Raw genomic sequence first — 16,692 nt, 5'->3', positions numbered from 1 at the left:
CACTTTGATGTTGAAACTTTATGCAAATATATAACGATTAAAAATTATACAATGAGAAATATATGTATTATGCGGGATATATATCGGGCGTTAAACGACTTCGAACGGGATTTTGAGAAAGTACATGGAGTAGGGCTGAATGAAGCGATGGTACTTTGTTGTTTAGAAAATGCATCTCTATCGTCCGGCGAAATTGCGGAAAGTACGGGAATGACTTGTTCCCATACTTCGAAAATGATAGGTTCGGTTGAAGGAAAAGGATTGATAGAACGTGTTTTAGGAGAACGGGATAAGCGTCAGATGTATTTTCATTTGACGGTAAAAGGTCGGGAATGTTTGCAGGGAATGGTTTGCGGAAGTGTTCCTGTACCGGATATTTTGCAGCCGATATTTGAAAAAAATTGTAACAGAAGGTAATTATAAGACAAGGTTGGTTATGAAAAATTTTGTATTCGCATTTTTACTGTTTCCTTTATTTGTGGCCTGTAATGGACAAAGTAAGCCGGAAAAAGAGAATATTTCGGATGAGACACAATCCGTTTTAAGTAATGAGCCGGAAAATGTTCCGGTTCACCTGAATAAAGTACAGTTTTTGGATAAGGTGGCGGATTATGAAAAGAATCCGGACACATGGGTATATCGTGGAGATAAGCCGGCAATCATAGATTTTTATGCCACTTGGTGCGGTCCGTGTAAAGCTGTTGCTCCGATTTTAGATGATTTGGCAAAGGAATATAAAGATCAGATTTATATTTATAAAATCGATACAGATCAAGAGCAGGAGTTGGCTGCCGATTTTGGCATTCGTTCTATTCCTTCGCTGTTATTTATCCCGATGAACGGACAACCGCAGATGATACAAGGAGCTATCGGGAAAGAAGAATTCAAGAAAATTATCGATGAATTTCTTTTGAAAGAATAACTAAGAGAGTGTTTAATTTTGATCGTATCGGGTTTGAGAACTTTTTTCAAGGATGTTTTTCTGAGAGTGAAAATGGGGAAGCTGTCCAAAAGAAAACGAAAAGATAATCTGATAAAATGTTCTTATTGGGAAGTGTAAAAAGATTCAGAAATTTTGTAATGAAAAGAGCCATATCCTTACTCAAAAATAGAGTTTGATATGGCTCTTTTATGATTGTTGATTTTCAGTTTTGAAAATATTTTCGATTTCTCCTTTCGATAGGAGTGTTGATTTCTTAGTCGATAATATCAAAGCCCGTATAAGGAACTAATGCTTTGGGAATGCGGATTCCTTCCGGAGTTTGGTTATTTTCGAGCAGAGCCGCTACGATACGAGGTAGAGCCAAAGCACTGCCGTTAAGAGTATGCACCAATCGGGTTTTCTTATCATTGGTACGGAAACGGCACTTCAGACGGTTTGCCTGATAGCTTTCAAAATTAGAAACAGAACTTACCTCTAACCATCGTTTTTGGGCTGCAGAGAATACTTCGAAGTCATAAGTAATGGCAGAAGTAAAACTCATATCTCCTCCGCAGAGACGCAGGATATGCCAAGGTAATTCCAGCTTTTCGACCAGGCTTTGAACATGAGCGATCATTTCGTCTAAAGCTTCATAAGAGTGGTCGGGATGTTGTATCTGTACGATTTCGACTTTGTCGAATTGGTGCAGACGGTTCAACCCTCTTACGTCTTTCCCGTATGAGCCCGCTTCACGGCGGAAGCAAGCAGAGTATGCCGTATTTTTTATCGGCAAATCTTCTTCGTTGAAAATTACATCTCGATAAAGATTGGTAACCGGGACTTCTGCTGTCGGAATCAAATATAAGTCGTCTTCGTTACAATGGTACATTTGTCCCTCTTTGTCGGGTAATTGCCCTGTCCCGTATCCCGATGCCGCATTAACGACATAAGGCGGTTGTATTTCCAAATATCCGGCTTCCCGAGCATTATCCAGAAAGAAACTGATCAGAGCCCGTTGCAGACGTGCTCCTTTACCTTTATAAACTGGGAAACCTGCTCCTGTAATCTTTACACCTAATTCAAAATCGATCAAGTCATATTTTTTTGCCAATTCCCAATGGGGGAGAGCGTCTTCTCCTAAATCGGGCATAGGACCGCCTTCTCGTACGACAACGTTATCTTCCGCACTCTTTCCTTCCGGAACCATGTCACATGGAGTATTGGGTACGGATAACAAAATTTCCGTAATTTCCGCTTCAGCATTTTTCATATTTGCTTCGAGCGTTTTATTGTGTTCTTTTAGTTCGGAAACTTTATTTTTAACCGTTTCGGCTTCGGCTTTTTTCCCTTCTTTCATTAACTGGCCTACTTGGGCGGAAAGAGTTTTCAATTCAGACAGACGAGTATCCAATTCTGCTTGAGACGTCCGTCTTGTTTTGTCCAGATCCAGCACTTTTTCGATCGCGTCTTTTGCGTCGAAATGTTTTTTTGCTAATTTCCGAATGATTTCTTCGGGATTTTCTTTAATAGCAGCAAGTGTTAACATATAACATAATGTTTTGTTCGTGAATAGATTAGGCAAGTAATTCTTTTACTTTTGCCGAGATAGCTTTTCCTTCGGCTTTCCCTGCCAGTTGTTTGGTTGCTATACCCATGACTTTGCCCATATCTTTTGCCGAAGTAGCACCGGATTCGGCTATGATGGCTTTTAATGCTGTTTCCAGTTCCTCTTCTGTCATTTGTTGCGGCAAATACTCTTCTATGATTTTAGCTTCTGCTAATTCACCTTCCGCTAATTCCGGACGGTTTTGCTCGATATATATTTGTGCACTGTCCTTGCGCTGTTTTACCATTTTTACTAAAATCTTCATTGCTGTTTCATCGGGCAGATCTCCGTCCGATCCTTTTGCCGTTTTAGCTTCCAGAAATTCTTTTTTTACACCACGCAGAGCTTCCAGTCTCTGTTTGTCTCTTGCCAGCATAGCAGCTTTTATATCGCTGCTGATTTGATCAAATAGGCTCATTTGTTTGTAGTATTTAAGTTCAATTTATTTTAAAATAATATTCTCCCGTTCGGGTTATTATCCTTTTCGGAAGTTTGTACCGAAATTACGCTTTCCTGCTCTTCGGTTTTATTTTCCATTGCTTTTTCCAGCTGGGATTTGAATTGCGGGGTTCTGTTGTAAGTCGGGGATTTATCGATCATTTCCAGTATCGTGTCGTTATCCATTTGGTCTATCGACAAGATGGCGAATGAAGCCCGAGCTTTCGTACGTTTCATCTCATCGGCAGCCTTTTGCCCGTAGATTTGCTCTATAATATTTTCTTTATTATTCGGTATCTGTTCGTTTTTTTCTTCCGGATGTTCATCCGAAGGAATCTCCCAAGGATTTTCTATCTCTGCGTATTGCGGTCGGCCGGGTAATGCACTTGATCCGAATCCTGTTGCCAAAATCGTAATTTTCATCGTATCCTTGAGTGAATTGTCGAATGCCGCACCCCAGATGACTTCGACATCATCGTTAAATTTAGACATGAACTCGTTTACTTCGTTCATCTCTTCCATTTTTACCTGATCTTGGTCTTCAGGGCTGAAATAAAGGTTGAACAGTACCCGTTTAGCATCGAATACGTTGTCATCGTTTAGAAGAGGAGAGTTCAATGCATCTTCGATCGCTTTGGTTACACGCTTCTCCCCTTTACCGTATCCGCTGCTCATAATGGCTACACCACCATTTTTCAATGTGGTTTTTACATCGGCGAAGTCGAGATTTATGCGCCCCTCTATCGTAATGATTTCTGCGATACTTTTTGCTGCGATAGTCAATGTATCATCGGCTTTGGCAAAAGCGTTCATAAAGTTCAAGTCCGGATAAATTTCCCGGAGTCGTTCGTTATTGATTACGAGTAGTGCATCTACGTTTTTCCGCATTTCTTCGACACCGACCCATGCTTGTTGTATCTTTTTCCGGCCTTCGAAAATGAACGGAATCGTTACGATTCCGACGGTAAGAATACCCAAATCTTTGGCGACTTTGGCTACGATCGGAGCTGCACCTGTTCCTGTTCCTCCTCCCATTCCGGCCGTAATAAAAGCCATTTGAGTTCCGTCATTGAACAGTTCGGTAATTTCATCTATACTTTCTTCTGCAGCTTCTCTTCCTTTAGGAGGAATACCGCCAGCTCCCAATCCGGCTCCCCGGCCTTTTCCGATTTGCAATTTTCGGGGAATGTCCGAATTTGCTAAAGCTTGTCGGTCGGTATTACAGAGAACGAATGTAACATCCTCTATTCCGGTTTTGTACATGTGGTTTACGGCATTGCCGCCACCGCCACCGACTCCGATCACTTTAATGATCGAAGGAGAAGGGTTTCCTCCCTCAAAGGGAAGTGTATTATTTATGTCGATAGTTTCATCCATAGCCGTTGTGATTTTTATTTCATGAATGGTCTGAGATCAATACTCCGTATTAATTTTTTTTTCGAGGAGGGTTTGCATCTTCCTCATCTGTTAAAAAGTTTTCAGTAGAACTGATGACTTTATCGGTCATTTTTTCAATAGCCCCGAAAATATTCCATGATTTTTTCGGTTTTTTCTCATGTTCTTTCTTTTTCTTTTCGTCTGAGATTTCTTTATTTTCGGGCTTCTCCGGTTCTTCTACAGTCGGTTCTGTTTTTGGGGTGATAGGTTTCTCTACACAATTCTCTTCACCTAATAAAAGCAATCCTATCGCTTGTGAATAAGCCGTCAAACCACCTTCTTGATGTCCAGAGAATGTAATTCCTTTTTGAAGATTACCCCGTTGTACCGACATTTTTGTTTCTCGGGCAAGAAGTTCGGGCAGTTCTTTCAGTAGCGATGCACCACCGGTTAAAATGATACCTGCCGATAACTGGTCTTTATATCCCGATTCTTTGATTTGTTCGACAATATTGGCAACGATTTCCTCAATACGGGCTTCTGTTACACGGCATAATTCTTGATAATTGATTTTAGAAGAATCAATACCTTCTATTCCGATACCTTTGGGTTCTTCTCCATTGTTGATGGCGCACCCGAAGGCCAATTTCAGTCGTTCGGCTTCCGACATCAGAATATTCAGGCTGCTGATATCTTGTGTAATATTGCGTCCGCCGAATGGAATCGTCACTACATATCTCAGAAAATTGTCTTTATAGATGGATAGTGTGGTTGTTCCTGCTCCGAAATTGATCAAGGCGCACCCCAGACTCTTTTCTTCATCGTCTAATAAGGCGGCGGCATCTGCATGCACCGACATTATATAGCCGGCTATGGGAAGTTTCAGCCGTTCGACGATGCAACGGTTTATATTTTTCTTTATAGACGGACGTCCTACTACAAGTTGTAAATGGGCTTCGATTTCTGAGGCATAAGTGCCTTTAGGTTGAGTTTCCAAATGATTGTCGATTGTATATTCATTGGGAATGACGTCCATAATTTCTGCATTGGCGACCGGGAAACTCCGGCTCTCGGCATGCAGGGAGTTGATGATCATATCGGTAATAGGAGTATCCTCTGCCAATTGCCGGAAAACGGAATGACTGATCGAGTGCACCGATTGCCCGCCGACACCGACATATACTTTTGTGATCTTGAGAGAAAGCCTGTTTTCGAGTTTTTTGATGATTTTCTGTATTTTAGAGGCGGTATCTTCGACGTTGAAGATACATCCTCGCTTTATACAGCCGGCGGAGTCTTCTTTCTCCGTAGCCAGAATATTTAATCTGCCGTCTTCGTTTTTAACTCCGACAATCCCGACTATTTTTGATGTCCCAAGTTCTATTGCTACTATGTATTTCCCTGCTTCCATAACGGTTTATTTATCTCTTTTTGAACAAATCACCTGATTGTTATATTTCAGGTTGATTGTGTCATATTTGTTCCATCCTACTTTGGAAAGTGCTTGTTCGTATAAACATTGCAGATTCTCGAGTTTCTGTTCAAAGTTATCAATTTTTCCCAAAAGTATCAAGTTATCCCCAATACGAGGAATTAATTCTATCTCGTTGTTTTCCGTAACATATATTTGCTCGATCTGGGCATCCCAGAACGGGTTATTTTTCAGATAGACGGCCATCGGATATAGTTGCGATTTTGCGTAGGAATGGGTGATATATCCTGTTGCTAAAGGCAAATATGCTGTAAACGAAGATGTTGTCGGCATAATATCTCCGTTTTCATCGATGTAATACGATTCAAATCCGCTGATAATCCGCATAATCGGTACACGCTGTTCTATGTCTATGCGAATAATCCCCGACGGAGATTTATAACATTCGGCACGGGCTATTAGTTGATTCTTTTTGAGAATCTTTTCCATTTTTTCGGTGTTGATGCTTCCTAATGGTTTGCCCGTAGGATCTATGCCTTCATCTTTGATCTGTTTTTTGATTTCTTGAACAGATGTAAAATGGGTATCGGTGCTGTCCAACAAAGTGATTTCTATGCGCGAACATTTCTGCTCGTCATGTGCTGATGCATAAAAAACAAGGCTGGCAATCAGATATGCCGGCAATAATGAAACAAGTATGTATTTAAAAAACTTTTTCATTTATAGTTCAGCGTGTCTCGTATTTCAGGAAGCATGCGGTCTATATCTCCGGCCCCCAATGTAATTAGGACTTCAAAGTTACGTTGTTTTATTTTTTCTAACAACATATCTTTGTGACAAAGTTCTTTATTTCTGCAAGTTACTTTATCAAAAATTATTTCGGACGTGACACCCGGAATCGGTTCTTCCCGTGCCGGATAAATATCCAACAGAATCAATTCGTCCGCAAGAGACAGTGCTTTTGCAAATTGTGGAGCAAAATCCCGGGTACGCGTGTAGAGGTGGGGTTGAAAAATGACACTGATTTTTTTCTCCGGATAAAGTTCTTTAACGGATGAGATGCTGGCTTTGATTTCATCCGGATGATGAGCATAATCGTCGATCATTACCAAATCATCTCGTTTTATCCAAAAATCGAAACGCCGTTTTGCTCCTTGGAATGATGCGACGGCATTTTTTATATCTGTTGCCGATACACCGTTCAACCAGGCTATGGCCATTGCCGCAATGCTGTTTTCGATATTTATTTTTACAGGGACGCCAAGCTCTATATCTTTGATCGTCTCTTTCGGAGTTACAAAATCAAAAATGATTTGTCCGTTTCCGATACGGATATTTTGGGCATAAAAATCTCCTCCGTCATTCATAGAATAATGATAAACGGTTACTCCGTTTTGGACGTCGGGCCGAATCTTTATCCCCTTTTTTATGATAAGGACTCCTCCCGGTCGTATCAATGTCGTGAAATATCGGAAACTTTCCAGATAAGCATCTTCATTTCCGTATATATCTAAGTGATCGGGATCGGCAGCAGTAATTACTGCCATATACGGACTTAGTTGGTGGAAAGAGCGGTCATATTCGTCAGCTTCGATGACTGTCAGATCGCTATGATCGGAAAGAATCAGATTGCTGCCGTAATTTTTCAGTATTCCGCCGAGAAAGGCGTTGCATCCTATCGGAGATTGTGCAAATATATGTGCCGCCATGCTGGATGTGGTCGTTTTTCCATGAGTCCCGGCAAAACATAACCCCTTGCTTGTACGGGTAATCATTCCGAGCAGCCGGGCGCGTTTTACGATTTCGAAACCGTTTTCTTTGAACCATATCATTCCGGCATGGGATTCGGGAACAGCCGGAGTATATACGACCAACGTGTTTTTCGGATCTTTGAAATCGGAGGGAATCAACCTCGGATTTTCATCGTATACGATTTGTGCACCTTCTTTTATAAGCTCTTCTGTGAGGGGAGATGGAGTTTTGTCATATCCGGCAACAGGATAACCTTTGGCAAGGAAATATCGAATCAAGGCACTCATGCCGATTCCTCCTGCTCCGATAAAGTATAATGATTTATAGTTTTCCATTTTTCTTGTTTTTAGTGACCAGTTCAAAAATAATGTCGGCAATGCGTGTCGCAGAATCTCGTTGCGCCATTTTTGAAATGTTGTCGCTCATGTTTTTTAATGACGTTTCATCTTGAACAGTTTTTAATGCTGTGTCTATCAATAGATTTTGGGCATCGCAGTCCCGTATCATCAGAGCTGCATTCTTTGTCGATAAGGCCTGAGCATTCTTTGTTTGATGATCTTCGGCTACATTTGGGGAAGGAATCAGTATTACGGGTTTCCCTAATAAGCAAAGTTCTGATATAGAACTCGCTCCGGCTCTTGATATTACCAAATCAGCAGCTTTATAAGCCATATCCATACGAGAGATAAACGGCATTTGTTTTATATTCTCCGGTTTTTTCTCTTCCAGAGCCTTTTGGGCTTGAGTATCATATCCTTTCCCGCTTTGCCAGATTAATTGTATATTCTGAGGGATTTTTTCTATTCCTGCAGCGATACTGTTATTGATTGTACGCGCTCCGAGGCTGCCTCCGATAACAAGAATTGTTTTTTTCGAGGGATCGAGATTGAAAAAACGAATAGCTTCTTCCCTGTTTATCGTATCGTTTTGTAATTCTTGCCGCACCGGATTCCCTGTGAGGATAATCCGGTCTTTAGGGAAAAATCGGTCCATATTTTCGTAGGCCACACATATTGCCTTCGCTTTAGATGCAAGTAATTTGTTGGTAACACCAGCATAAGAATTCTGTTCTTGAATCAATGTCGGAATGCCCCTTCGTGCAGCGGCCCATAAGGTAGGACCGCTGGCATACCCTCCTACACCTACTGCAATATCCGGAGAAAATGATTTTACGGTCTTATCTGCTAAACGGATGCTTTTGAATAATCTGAATAATACTTTGATATTTTTTAGCAGATGCTTGCGGTCAAAACCGCTGACCGGCAGTCCTATAATAGGATAACCTGCGGCGGGGACTTTTTCCATTTCCATACGATTTTCTGCCCCGACAAAAAGAATATCGGCATTCGGACATTTGTTTTTAATGGCGTTCGCAATAGAAATGGCCGGAAAGATGTGTCCTCCGGTTCCTCCGCCGCTGACAAGAACTTTTATTTTTTTATCCATGATATTCATTATTTACAACATATTGGGATTCGGAGCAGAAATGTCTTCCGGTATTTCTGTTTCTTCTCCTGTCAATTCTTTTTCTTCTTTAATAGCGTCTTGGGTCGCATATCGGCTGATACTTAGCATGATCCCGAAATAAGCACAAGTAATGATCGTCGATGTTCCTCCTCGACTTATCAAAGGAAGAGGCTGCCCGGTTACGGGAATGAGTCCCGATGCGACCGACATATTGACTATAGCTTGGAATACGATCATCATGGCAATACCCATGATCAGGAATGCAGGAAAAGCCCGGGTACATTTTTTTGCAATCATTCCGGCTCTTATGAGTAGGGACAGATAAAGAGCCATTACTACAACTCCGCCTACAACTCCCATTTCTTCGATGATAATCGCATAGATAAAATCGGAGTAGGCCTGTGGTAAAAAATCGCGCTCCCGACTGTTTCCGGGAAATGTCCCTATCGCTCCTCCATTGGCTATTGCCATGCGGGCATGGTGTACCTGATAATTCTTGTCGTTTGTTTTTACTGCATATTCCGGGACGTCGTTTCCATGAGAAAAATTAAGGATACGGGCTCGCCAAGTAGGAATACGATCCAGTACGGGCGTATTTTCAGGAATGTAGGGACTGATGGAGAATAGTACGATAACGAATCCTGCGAGTACTGCTACTAACTTGAATAGTTTTATTAATTCTACACGTCCGATCAGCATTAGGCAAAAACAGACCAGCCCTAATAGCGCCGATGTGGAAAAGTTTTCGGGCAGGATCAACATGCAGAAGATACTGACTATGATGAGTATCGTTTTGAATGTGTCGGGTTGTACCCCCCCCGGTACTTGTTTTTTTGCCAAAATGAATGATACGGTGATGACTACCGCCATTTTAGCTAATTCGGATGGCTGTAACGGAATTCCGCAGATTGTCAGCCAACGCTGTGCCCCGTTTACTTCTTCTCCGAAAAACATAGCGTAAACGAGCAGAATGAACGATAGTGGCAACAATACTACCGGTATCAGTTTGAACCATTTATAGTGAAAATTATGAATAATGATGACCCCGATTGTCCCGCAAAAAAGAATGAGTGTGTGTCTGATCGTGGGTGCTAGATAATCTTGTATCTTGAAGGTCAGTGTGCTGGTGGCGCTATACATTTCTACTATTGAAATCATACAGAGCATCAGGTATACCCCCCAGATATATTTATCTCCTTTCAGAATCGATTTTACAGTATCCATAACTTTTTTTATTTAGTTATAAATTGCGTACGCATTCTTTGAATTGTTCTCCTCGATCCTCGTAACTTTTGAATAAGTCGAAGCTTGCACAACAAGGGGACAACAGCACGGTTTCTCCTTTTTGAGCACAAGCAAAAGCTTTATCTACGGCTTCTTTCATTGATGAGGCATCTTCTATATGCGGAACTTTTCCTTCAAAAAATGCGTGTAGTTTGCTGTTGTCGACACCTAAACAGATGATTGCATTTACCTTTTCTTTTACCAACTCTTCAATTTCGGAATAGTCGTTACCTTTATCTTTTCCGCCAAGTATCAATATAACTTTGGTACGCATGCTTTCGAGTGCATACCAGCAGGAGTTTACGTTTGTTGCTTTCGAATCATTGATAAATTCTACACCTCGTACACGGGCGACTTTTTCAAGACGATGTTCCACCCCTTTGAAATCTTTAAGCCCTTCCCGTATGTCTTCTTTTTTTATATCGAGAACTTTTGCCGAAATACTTGCTGCCATGGAATTATATAAATTATGTCGTCCTTGTAATGCTAAATCATCTTCAGTAATTGTCAAAGTATCGTTCGGAGCATCGATGACAATTTGGTTGTTTTCCGTGTAAGCTTTTACTCCTTCCTCTTTTTCTTCCGAAAAGGGGTAGAGACGAGCTTTCAGGTCATGGGCCTTTAGTTCTTTGGTTATAATCGGATCATCATTCCAGTAAATAAATGCATCATTGGGGGTTTGATTTTGCGTAATTCTGAATTTGGCGTTGATATAATTTTGCATGTCATATCCGTACCGGTCAAGATGATCGGGGGTAATGTTTAGCAAAACTGCGATATCGGCTTTGAATTTATACATGTTATCGAGTTGGAAGCTGCTCAGTTCGATTACATAATAGTCGAAATTTTCTGTTGCTACCTGCAGTGCCAAACTTTTGCCTACATTTCCGGCAAGGCCGACATTTAGTCCTGCATTTTTAAGAATGTGATATGTTAATAATGTTGTTGTCGTTTTTCCGTTACTCCCGGTGATACAAATCATTTTCGCATGAGTATATCTACCTGCGAATTCGATCTCGGAAATTATAGGAATTCCTTTTTTTTGTATTTCTCGAATAACCGGTGCGGTATCGGGTATTCCGGGACTTTTTATTATTTCGTCAGCATTGAGAATTTTTTCGATACTGTGACGACCGTCTTCCCATTCTATTTCATATTTATTTAATAACGCCTTGTAGGCATCCTTGATCAGGGACATGTCCGAGACAAAAACGTCAAAACCTTTTACTTTTGCCAAAACGGCAGCTCCTGCACCGCTCTCTCCGGCTCCTAAAACTACAATTCGTTTATTCATTGATATATATTATTTTAATATATGTTTTATCGCATTTTTAAAGTTACGATGGTAATGACCGCAAGTATAATGCCAATGATCCAAAACCGGACAACGATTTTTGATTCCGGAACCGGACGAAAAGGTTTTTGTATCAACGCTATGATTCCTGCATTTCCCGGTTTCTGGAAATGATGGTGTAACGGGGTCATCTTGAATATGCGTTTCCCTTCTCCGTATTTCCGTTTTGTAAACCGGAAATAGGCGACCTGAATCATTACCGATAATTCTTCTACAAGAAATATCCCGCAGAGAATGGGTATTAATAGTTCTTTGTGTATAATAATTGCGAATACTGCTATGATACCGCCTAAAGTGAGGCTTCCCGTATCTCCCATGAAAACTTGGGCAGGATATGCGTTGTACCATAGGAATCCGATCGTCGCTCCGATGAACGCACTGGCGAAAACCACTAACTCTTCTGTTCCCGGAATATACATGATGTTCAAATAAGAGGCATAAGCGATATGTCCTGATAGATAAGCGAGAATGCCTAATGTGACACCTATGATTGCCGAACTCCCGGTAGCCAGTCCATCGAGTCCGTCTGTCAGATTTGCACCGTTTGAAACTGCTGTAACAATAAAAATAGTTACTAACACGAAAATGATCCATCCGGCAGTTTGAGCATGATCTCCCATGAAAGAAACTAAATCGGCATAATCAAAGTTATTGTTTTTTAGGAATGGGATAGTCGTTTGCGTCGATTTGATATTTTCGGGCATATATCCGACAACTTCTTGATTATTGGCATCTTTTATAAGCACGTTTTCTCTGATTACGACATTCGGGCTGAGGTAAAGGGTTAGTCCGACGATAAGCCCTAATCCTACCTGACCGATAATTTTGAATTTCCCATGCAACCCCTCTTTATCTTTTTTAAATACCTTGATGTAATCGTCCAGGAATCCGAGTGTCCCTAACCACAATGTCGTGACCAGCATCAGTATCATATAGATGTTTTCGAGCTTTCCTACTAACAAGCATGGAATGATAATGGCGATGATAATGATAATGCCTCCCATCGTCGGAGTCCCTTTTTTACTCATTTGACCTTCAAGCCCGAGGTCTCGAATGATCTCTCCGATCTGTAAGTATTGTAATTTGTCTATGATCCGTTTACCTATGATCGTTGAGATGAATAGGGATAGAATTAGCGCCAATCCGGATCGGAAGGAGATATATTTAAACATCCCTGCTCCGGGAAAGTCTAATTGGTCGAGATATTGAAATAAGTAATAAAGCATTGTTTGTCGGATTTCTTATTTTTCTGATTGATCGTATTCTTTAAAAATTTTCTCTACTTCTTCTTTGTCGTTGAAATGGTATTTCACACCTTTAATCTCCTGATAGTCTTCGTGACCTTTTCCTGCGATAAGTATGACATCTCCCGGCTGAGCAAATTGAGTTGCCGTCTTTATCGCTTCTCTTCGGTCGGAGATAGACAGAACCTGACGCAGTTGTTGAGGAGAGAGTCCTGCCCGCATATCCGAAAGAATATCTTCCGGTTCTTCGAATCGGGGATTATCGGATGTCAAGATTACACGGTCACTTATTTTAACAGCTTCTTGTGCCATTATAGGGCGTTTGCCTTTATCCCGGTTACCGCCTGCTCCTACGACTGTAATGATCCGGCCTTTTTTACCGACGACCTCACGTATTGAGCCGAGCACGTTGGCTAATGCGTCCGGAGTGTGAGCATAGTCGATAATTACCGTATATTTTTCAGGGGAATGAATGGTTTGGAAACGTCCGGCTACGGGTATAAGCATGCTGAGTTTTATCAGTGCTTTTTCCGGATTTTCTCCTAATAGGCAAGTTGCTCCATATACAGCCAATAAGTTATATGCGTTGAATTTGCCGACAAATTGAACTTCAACTTCTCTTCCGTTTATTTCGAGAGTCGTTCCGTCCAAACGGCTTTCTATGATGCGCCCTTTATAATCGGCCAAAGTTTTTAGCGAGTATGTGTGTTTTGCGGCTTTTGTGTTTTGCAGCATGACCATGCCGGACTTATCGTCCAAGTTGGTAAGAGCGAATGCGTTTTTCGGCAGATGATCGAAAAACGATTTTTTTGCTTTTAAATAAGCCTCTACGGTTTTATGATAGTCGAGATGATCCCTTGTGAGGTTTGTAAAAATTCCGCCGTCGAAATCTAATCCGGCTATACGTTTTTGATCGGCAGAATGAGAACTTACTTCCATAAATGCATATCTGCATCCGGCGTCTACCATTTCCCGTAATAGTTTGTTCAGGGTGATAGGATCGGGTGTCGTATGTGTGGCCGGGACGGCTTTTTCGTCTATATAATTGCAAACGGTCGAGAGCAAACCTGCTTTTTCTCCGAATAAGCGGAACATCTCGTATAACAGTGTCGCAATAGTTGTTTTGCCGTTAGTACCGGTAACTCCGACCAATGTCAATTGCCGAGACGGATTTGCATACCATTCGGAGGCTAATAATCCTAATGCTTCTTTACTGTCGGATACTTGAATATAAGTTGTTGTCGGAGTAATGTTTTCCGGTATTTCTTCACAGACTATTGCTGTCGCTCCTGATCCGATTGCTTTGTCGATAAACTGGTGTCCATCGACGGCAGTGCCTTTTACGGCAACAAAAAGGAAATCTTGTTGTATGTTTCTTGAATCGGAATCTAAACCGGAAATTTCTTTATTTGTATTTCCTGATATTTGTTTGACCGGAATTGCTTGTATCAATGATTCTAATTTCATAATTGTTTCTGTTTTTTTATCCGACACTATTTTAATGTCAACGTGATTCTTTGACCTTTAATTAAGCGAGCTCCTGCCGGAATCGATTGTCCGACGACTTTTCCTTTTCCGGAAATTGTTACATGAAGTCCTGCTTTCTCCAACAAATATATGGCATCTCGAGCTCCCATCCCTTTGACAGAAGGAATCGATTCTTCTGGTGTTTTTATCCCGTTTAAAATAATTTTATTTGAATGGTTTGCCGTTTCTACCCATGAACACTCTTTAGCATAATCTTCATATTGAATTTTCAATAAATCGCAAGCAAATGTCAATTTCTGAAAATTCCCGTTTTTGATATATGGGATGAGGGGGTGGAGCGTATCGGGATGCTGTACGACGACAGAAGGGTATAATCCTTGAGCGTATATTTGTTCTGCAATACTTCGAACTACAGCTCCGGACATAGAGCCTCCCGACGGATAACCCTTATGAGGGTTGCTTACTAAGACCATGCATGTATATCTTGGTGTCCCGTCTGCCGGAAAATATCCGCAAAATGAGACCCTGTGTTGTTTCCCATTACCCCGGTATCCGGCTGCTCCTTGGGCTATTTGAGCCGTTCCTGTCTTTCCTGCAATTTTTACGTAATCCGATTTTACAGGACCTGCTGTTCCCTTTTGAACGACATCGGTCAGCATTTGCTGTATCTGTGCTAATGTTTTGGGTGTACAAATCTGAGGGTTGACGGTTTCTGTTTTTTTCGTTTCGATAATAACCCCGTCTTTACTGATTTCTTTAACGAAAATAGGTTTGATCATTTTCCCCCCGTTCGCAATGGCATTATAGAACATCAGAGTGTATATAGGCGGTATTTGTATCTCATAACCGAATGTCATCCATGGTAAGGTCGTTTTATACCATCGGTTCTTGTCTTTGATCGGATGTTTGATTTTGGGTCGTCCTTCACCGGGGATATTGAGGTTTACAGGTGTATTCAGTCCCATAGCATATAGCCTGTCGACAAAATCTTGCGGATGTTTTTCGAACCCTTTCAGGATGATTTTTGCGATTCCTATATTAGACGAGTACCAAATTGTCTGAGCTGCACTGATGCGATGATACCCGCCTCTGTGAGCATTGTGGTCGGTCATTCGAGAACCTGCATACATGAAGATACCGTTTCCGACATCTACAGTATCATCGGGTTGTATGATCCCGGCATCCAAGGCTACCATCATAGAGACGGTTTTAAATGTCGACCCCGGTTCTACTTCGTCTGCAACAGCGTGGTTGCGAGTTTCTGCGTATGTCCCGTCCGGCATGCGTCCGATATTTGTGATCGCTTTTATCTCTCCGGTAGCAACTTCCATCACAATTGCCGTGCCTGATTCAGCCTCAATTTCCGAGAGTTTTTCAACGAGAGCTTTTTCTGTAATATCCTGAATTTTTATGTCTATTGTCGTGCGGATATTTACCCCGTTTATCGGTTCGATATTAGTCATGTTTACCCAACGTCCGCGTATTTTTTGCTTTGTTCCGCGACCTGGAGTCCCACGCAATAAAGAGTCATAGGCAAGTTCTATCCCGTTTTTTCCGCCTTTTTCATATTCTCCGTAAATATCTCCGATTGTACGGGAAGCTAAAGATCCGAAAGGTTTTATTCTTCGGACCATTTGCTTCGTATAAAATCCGCTTTTATTAGGTCCCATTCTGAAGAGCGGGAACTGCTTTATCTCTTTCAAATCTGTATAGGAAACCCTTTTTCGATAAACGGGATATTGGCGGCTTTTAGAACGGTATCCTTTCAATAAATGGGCTTCATATCCGGCAGGAGTACGATCCCCGAGTTTTTCTGAAAGAGCTTTGCTCAAAGGTGTGATGTATTTCATGAGGGTGTCCCGTTTCAATCCGTCGGCTTTGAAGTCTATGTACAAATAGTATTGAGGAACGGTACTAGCCATTAATCGTCCGTCTTCTGCCAGAATATTGCCTCGTTCTGGCAGAATCGTTATATTTTCGATTTTGAGAGAATCTGCTTTTCGTTGCCAGTGCTCTCTATCGATAAAAGCAGTGCGGCCTACCTTATAAAGTATTGCACAGCAAATGAATACGATTAATAAGGTAATGATAATATATCGAAATATGATGTTTCCTCTATCGGTTGCCATGATTTTTCTTTACAAGTTTAAACGGGGGCTGTTTTGACTCATGCAGATCAAGACCTTTCGATTCTATTAATTTCTCGACTTGCGATTGACGGCTGCTTCCCATTAATTTAGAAGACAATGTCAGGGCCTCATAACGGACATCGACCAGATGTTTTTGTAATTCACCGATCTGGGTGATTTTTTGCTGGCAGGTATATCT

Annotated in this window: 15 protein-coding genes; 2 read left to right on the top strand and 13 right to left on the bottom strand. The window is 41.4% G+C overall.

The window, feature by feature from the left end; all coding sequences use genetic code 11:
• Positions 1 to 417: MarR family winged helix-turn-helix transcriptional regulator (locus tag AC1WHX_RS04365; protein ID WP_481228886.1), on the top strand; the 417-nt coding region annotated here is incomplete at its 5' end.
• 19 nt (positions 418 to 436) lie between these two features.
• Positions 437 to 922, top strand: a complete 486-nt coding sequence (gene trxA / locus AC1WHX_RS04360) for a thioredoxin (RefSeq protein WP_022390268.1) — start codon at positions 437 to 439, stop codon at positions 920 to 922.
• A 274-nt stretch (positions 923 to 1,196) separates the two neighbouring features.
• On the opposite strand, the gene serS is transcribed toward trxA, so the two are convergent.
• The 13 genes from serS to AC1WHX_RS04295 all read right to left on the bottom strand — a co-directional run.
• Positions 1,197 to 2,468: a serine--tRNA ligase gene (gene serS / locus AC1WHX_RS04355; RefSeq protein WP_009318123.1), complete on the bottom strand. Its 1,272-nt coding sequence runs from the start codon at positions 2,466 to 2,468 to the stop codon at positions 1,197 to 1,199.
• A 28-nt stretch (positions 2,469 to 2,496) separates the two neighbouring features.
• A complete protein-coding gene (locus AC1WHX_RS04350) occupies positions 2,497 to 2,946 on the bottom strand; it encodes a GatB/YqeY domain-containing protein (protein WP_122337670.1) in 450 nt (149 codons plus the stop codon).
• Positions 2,947 to 2,975: 29 nt separating this feature from the next.
• Positions 2,976 to 4,325, bottom strand: a complete 1,350-nt coding sequence (ftsZ, locus tag AC1WHX_RS04345) for a cell division protein FtsZ (RefSeq protein WP_394368639.1) — start codon at positions 4,323 to 4,325, stop codon at positions 2,976 to 2,978.
• Positions 4,326 to 4,392: 67 nt separating this feature from the next.
• Positions 4,393 to 5,754, bottom strand: coding sequence for a cell division protein FtsA (gene ftsA / locus AC1WHX_RS04340; protein ID WP_009318120.1), 1,362 nt, complete (start codon positions 5,752 to 5,754; stop codon positions 4,393 to 4,395).
• A gap of 6 nt (positions 5,755 to 5,760) precedes the next feature.
• Positions 5,761 to 6,495, bottom strand: a complete 735-nt coding sequence (locus AC1WHX_RS04335) for a cell division protein FtsQ/DivIB (protein WP_022390267.1) — start codon at positions 6,493 to 6,495, stop codon at positions 5,761 to 5,763.
• Positions 6,492 to 7,862, bottom strand: coding sequence for a UDP-N-acetylmuramate--L-alanine ligase (gene murC / locus AC1WHX_RS04330; RefSeq protein WP_122337668.1), 1,371 nt, complete (start codon positions 7,860 to 7,862; stop codon positions 6,492 to 6,494). The genes AC1WHX_RS04335 and murC overlap by 4 nt, the downstream gene beginning before the upstream one ends.
• Complete coding sequence (gene murG, locus AC1WHX_RS04325; RefSeq protein WP_122337667.1) at positions 7,849 to 8,973, bottom strand: undecaprenyldiphospho-muramoylpentapeptide beta-N-acetylglucosaminyltransferase; 1,125 nt, start codon at positions 8,971 to 8,973, stop codon at positions 7,849 to 7,851. The genes murC and murG overlap by 14 nt, the downstream gene beginning before the upstream one ends.
• Before the next feature lie 12 nt (positions 8,974 to 8,985).
• Positions 8,986 to 10,218, bottom strand: coding sequence for an FtsW/RodA/SpoVE family cell cycle protein (locus tag AC1WHX_RS04320; RefSeq protein WP_009318116.1), 1,233 nt, complete (start codon positions 10,216 to 10,218; stop codon positions 8,986 to 8,988).
• 16 nt (positions 10,219 to 10,234) lie between these two features.
• Positions 10,235 to 11,572 carry a UDP-N-acetylmuramoyl-L-alanine--D-glutamate ligase gene (murD, locus tag AC1WHX_RS04315; protein WP_278714873.1) on the bottom strand — a complete coding sequence of 446 codons (1,338 nt, stop codon included), beginning with the start codon at positions 11,570 to 11,572 and terminating at the stop codon, positions 10,235 to 10,237.
• Between the two features lie 26 nt (positions 11,573 to 11,598).
• Positions 11,599 to 12,858, bottom strand: coding sequence for a phospho-N-acetylmuramoyl-pentapeptide-transferase (mraY, locus tag AC1WHX_RS04310; RefSeq protein WP_009318114.1), 1,260 nt, complete (start codon positions 12,856 to 12,858; stop codon positions 11,599 to 11,601).
• A gap of 15 nt (positions 12,859 to 12,873) precedes the next feature.
• Positions 12,874 to 14,343, bottom strand: coding sequence for a UDP-N-acetylmuramoyl-L-alanyl-D-glutamate--2,6-diaminopimelate ligase (locus tag AC1WHX_RS04305; protein WP_122303814.1), 1,470 nt, complete (start codon positions 14,341 to 14,343; stop codon positions 12,874 to 12,876).
• 26 nt (positions 14,344 to 14,369) lie between these two features.
• Positions 14,370 to 16,493: a penicillin-binding protein gene (locus AC1WHX_RS04300; protein ID WP_303116145.1), complete on the bottom strand. Its 2,124-nt coding sequence runs from the start codon at positions 16,491 to 16,493 to the stop codon at positions 14,370 to 14,372.
• On the bottom strand, positions 16,480 to 16,692 hold a 213-nt coding region (locus AC1WHX_RS04295), incomplete at its 5' end, for an FtsL-like putative cell division protein (RefSeq protein WP_481228884.1). The genes AC1WHX_RS04300 and AC1WHX_RS04295, both read right to left, overlap by 14 nt.

Source organism: Coprobacter sp., assembly GCF_982436375.1.
This window is presented reverse-complemented; position numbering and strand designations above follow the sequence as displayed.